Annotated in this window: 4 protein-coding genes; 3 read left to right on the plus strand and 1 reads right to left on the minus strand. The window is 68.1% G+C overall.

Going from position 1 to position 4,323, the window contains the following annotated elements:
- Positions 1-76: 76 nt before the first annotated feature.
- A complete protein-coding gene (gene ppgK / locus ACRDPS_RS03030; RefSeq protein ID WP_431500138.1) occupies positions 77-832 on the minus strand; it encodes a polyphosphate--glucose phosphotransferase in 756 nt (251 codons plus the stop codon).
- Between the two features lie 134 nt (positions 833-966).
- On the opposite strand from ppgK, the gene ACRDPS_RS03035 reads away from it, so the two are divergent.
- From ACRDPS_RS03035 to ACRDPS_RS03045, 3 genes are all read left to right on the plus strand, one after another.
- Positions 967-2,385, plus strand: coding sequence for a fatty acid desaturase (locus ACRDPS_RS03035; protein WP_431500139.1), 1,419 nt, complete (start codon positions 967-969; stop codon positions 2,383-2,385).
- Between the two features lie 61 nt (positions 2,386-2,446).
- Complete coding sequence (locus ACRDPS_RS03040; RefSeq protein WP_431500140.1) at positions 2,447-3,019, plus strand: TetR family transcriptional regulator; 573 nt, start codon at positions 2,447-2,449, stop codon at positions 3,017-3,019.
- A 67-nt stretch (positions 3,020-3,086) separates the two neighbouring features.
- Complete coding sequence (locus ACRDPS_RS03045) at positions 3,087-4,307, plus strand: M15 family metallopeptidase (protein ID WP_431500141.1); 1,221 nt, start codon at positions 3,087-3,089, stop codon at positions 4,305-4,307.
- Positions 4,308-4,323: the final 16 nt, after the last annotated feature.

Genomic DNA, 4,323 nt, shown 5'->3' on the forward strand with positions numbered 1-4,323 from the left:
GCCGGAGCCACGGCCCGGGCCGCCGCCGGGGCCGCGACCGGAGGCGCGACCGGCACCGCGACCGGCACCGCCGGGCTCAGTCGGTGGCGAGCTCCTCGGCGTACAGCGCCGCCCCGACCGCCCCCGCGGTGTTGAGCAGCTTCGCCGGGATGATCTCGGTGTCCAGCTCGAGAAGCGGCAGGAACTCCGACGCTTCCTTCGAGACCCCTCCGCCGACGAGGAATAGGTCGGGCGAGAAGAGCATCTCCAGGTGCTGGTAGTACTTCCGCAACCGCTTGGCCCAGTGCTTCCAGGTGAGCTCGTCGCGCTTGCGGGCGATGTTGGATGCCCGGCTCTCGGCATCGTGCCCGTCGAGCTCGAGGTGGCCGAGCTCGGAGTTGGGGACGAGCACGCCGTCGTTGAGCAGCGCCGTGCCGATGCCGGTGCCGAGGGTCGTCATGATCACCAGCCCGCGCCGGCCCTTAGCGGCGCCGTAGCGGACCTCGGCCAGGCCTGCCGCGTCGGCGTCGTTGACCACGTGCACGTCGCGCCCGGTGGCCGCGGTGAAGATCGCGTCGGCGTCGGTGCCGATCCAGGACTTGTCGATGTTGGCAGCGGAGTGGACGACGCCGTGGCGTACGACGCCGGGGACGGTCACGCCGACCTTCCCGTCATAGTCCGGGAACTGCGAGAGCAGCTCGACGAAGATCTCCGCGATCGCCTCGGGGTTGGAGTTCTCGGGAGTCGGGATGCGTACACGTTCCTCGGCGAACTCGCCGGTGGCGAGGTCGATCGGGGCACCCTTGATGCCCGTGCCGCCGAAGTCGATGCCGAAAGGCAGGCTCGTCGTCATGTCCCCATCCTTGCGCAACCGCCCCTGGGCGTACGTCATCTTCTTCCAGATCTATCTGGGACACGTGTATTTACAACTGGGTCTGTGACGTACGACACTTGACAGATCATCCCGTTCTGTCCAAGGGGTAAGTGATGGAGACCGCCAACAGCACAGTGCCCGACGGCTCGACCGAGCAGTGGCGCGACAAGAAGCGCTATCTGTGGCTGCTGGGGCTGGTGGTGCCGATCCTGGGGTTCATCGCGATCGGTGGCTGGCACCTGACCGACATCGGCGTCTTCCTGTGGACCGGGCCGATCATCATCCTCGTCGTCGTCCCGCTGATCGACCTCTTCACCGGCCTCGACAAGTCCAACCCGCCCGACGACATGATCGAGGCGCTGGAGAACGATCGCTACTACCGCTGGGTCGTCTACTCCTACCTCCCGCTGCAGTACGTCGTCTTCATCGGCGGCATGGCCATCGTCGCCCACGGCGCGCTCGACGGCCACACGATGAGCATGGTCGACCGGGTCGGGCTGGCCATCTCGGTCGGCTGCATCGGCGGGATCGGCATCAACACGGCCCACGAGCTCGGCCACAAACGCGAGGACGTCGAGCGCTGGCTGTCCAAGATCGCGCTCGCGCAGAGCTTCTACGGACACTTCTACATCGAGCACAACCGCGGTCACCACGTCCGGGTCGCGACGCCCGAGGACCCGGCCTCGGCCAAGTTCGGCGAGTCTTTCTACGCGTTCTGGCCGCGCACGGTCTCGGGGTCCCTGAAGAACGCGTGGAAACTGGAGAGGAAGAGGTACGCCCGCCGCGACCGCCACCCGTTCCGGATCGGCAACGACGTGCTCAACGCCTGGCTGATGTCCGCGGTGCTGTGGGGCGCGATGATCGTGTGGCTCGGGCCGATGGTGATCCCGTTCCTGCTGATCCAGGCCGTGGTCGGGTTCTCGCTGCTCGAGGTGATCAACTACATGGAGCACTACGGGATGCTGCGGCAGCGGCTCGGCCGGCGCTACGAGCGGGTCGATCCCAGCCACTCGTGGAACTCCAACAACATCGCGACCAACGTGCTGCTCTACCACCTGCAGCGCCACAGCGACCACCACGCCAACCCGATCCGGCGCTACCAGACGCTGCGCGACTACAAGGAGTCCCCGGTGCTGCCGACCGGCTACGCCGGGATGATCCTGCTCGCCGTCGTCCCTCCGCTCTGGCGCCGGGTGATGGACCCCAGGGTGCTGGCGCACTTCGACGGCGACCTGTCGCGCGCCAACCTGCTGCCGCGCAAGCGGGACCGGATCCTGGCGAAGTACCCGCCGCCCGCCGCCGACCGGGCCGAGGCCGGCGACGACACCGTCCCTCGGGTCGTCGCCCAGGAGGTGCTCGCCGCCCGCTGTCCCGGTTGCGGCTACACCTACCGCGTCGAGGAGGGCAACGAGGCCGAGGGGTTCGCCGCCGGGACGGCGTGGGCGGACGTACCGGACGACTGGTGCTGCCCAGACTGCGGCGTCCGGGAGAAGGTCGACTTCGTCCCGCTGGCCACCGACTCGGTCTCCTGAAAGGGACGCTGGCCCGGGTTCGATGCGCGGGCGAGGGAGCTTCGCCCTAGACTTTGCCTTCATGGGGGCCGTCGTACCTGAATCCACGCGTCAGCGGATCCTCGACGCCGCCGTCGAGATGACCACCGAGGCAGGGTGGGCGAGCGTGACGATGTCGCGCATCGCCGAGCGGTGCGGCATCAGCCGGCAGACGGTCTACAACGACATCGGTGCCAAGCCGGCCCTGGCGAAGTCGCTGATCCTGCGCGAGCTGGAGCAGTTCCTCGCGGTGGTGAGCACGGCCTTCGACGAGGAGGACGAGTTCATCGCGGCGATCCGCCGGGCGACGTACGCCGTCCTCGACCGCGCCCAGGACAACAAGCTGCTGCATGCGGTGGTCTCGGCCACCCACGGTGCCGACACCGAGCTGCTGCCCTACCTCTCCAGCCACAGCGAGGGGCTCCTGGACTATTCGACCGAGATCATCCACAAGCACATCACCAGGTTCGACCACGGGCTCACCCCGGTACAGGCGGAGGCGGCCATCGAGATGATGGTCCGGGTGGTGCTCAGTCATGTCATGCAGCCCACCAAGTCGCCCGCCGAGACCGCGGACGACATCGCCTGGCTGATGTCACGGGTCCTGAGTGCGTGAGCCTGGGTTACTGGTGAGTTGGGTGATCACCAGCCCTCGCCTAATCTTCCTGCGGGGAGGTATCAGGATGCGAAAGGTCTCGTTGAGAGCGTCCGCGGCGATCGCGGTGGTCCTGGTAGTGACCCTGGCCGCCTGCGCGGGCGAGCCGTCGAAGCCGGGTTCGGCGAGCAGCAGCCCGAGCCGCAGCACCGGCGAGGCCGATGACTCCTCGAGCAAGAGCCCCGTCGCCGATCCGTCGCACGCCGTCGAGATCCCCGGCAAGCGCGAGGGCACCCTGCACTCCACCGACCTGCTGATCCTCTCCGAGAAGACGCTGTCCTCCTCCGACGTCAAGAAGATCGGTGGCCTCGACGGCGTCTCCGGCGTCGAGCAGATCTCCATGGCCCAGGTCAGCGTCCAGGGGCGGTTGGTGAAGGTGGTCGCGGTCGACCCGTCGACCTATCGCAACTTCGCCCCCTTCCAGAGCGCCGACTCCGACGAGGTCTGGCAGCGCGTCGCCGGGGGCGAGGTGGCGATCGACCCCGAGCGCCAGGACGACCTCCCTGCCGACAAGGACGGGTTCGTGACCCTGGGGTCCAGCAAGGACGCCACCTCGGTCCACGTGGGCGCCTTCGCGCCCCAGCCGCCGGGCCTCGCCTCGGCCGTCGTCAACCACAAGTGGGGCGAGGAGATGGGCATGGAGAAGGGCAACGCGCTCCTGGTCTCCACCGCATCCATCGCGCCCAACCGGGTCGTCAAGCCGATCCAGAAGGTCGTCGGCTCGGACGCCTCCATCCAGCGCCTCGACGTCGTCGCCCGGGCCGGCCTGGACCCGAACGCGCCCCAGAAGGCGTACGTCGTCGGCACCGTCGCCGAGGCCGTCGGCAACTACACCTACCGGGCCAACGGCGACGGCACCATCACTCCCGCCTCGAGCTGGGTGAGCTCCCACATCGTGACCGCCCAGGTGCCGATCCTCGGCTCGGTGACCTGCAACAAGGTGATGGTCCCGCAGCTGCGCGCGGCACTGCAGGAGGTCGTCGACCGGGGGCTGGCCAAGACGATCGACCCGAAGCAGTACGCCGGGTGCTACTACCCCCGCTTCATCGCCAACTCCACCCAGCTCTCCAACCACGCCTTCGGCACCGCCGTCGACCTCAACACCGCCGGCAACCAGCGCGGCACCGTCGGCGAGATGGACCGCACCGTCGTCTCCATCTTCGAGCGCTGGGGCTTCACCTGGGGCGGCAACTGGAAGTGGACCGATCCCATGCACTTCGAGATGAACCGCATCGTCAAACCGGGCTGATCCGGCGGCGAGGGCA

Origin of the sequence: Nocardioides sp. (assembly GCF_050699375.1) — a bacterium.
In the GTDB taxonomy this organism is placed as follows: domain Bacteria; phylum Actinomycetota; class Actinomycetes; order Propionibacteriales; family Nocardioidaceae; genus Nocardioides.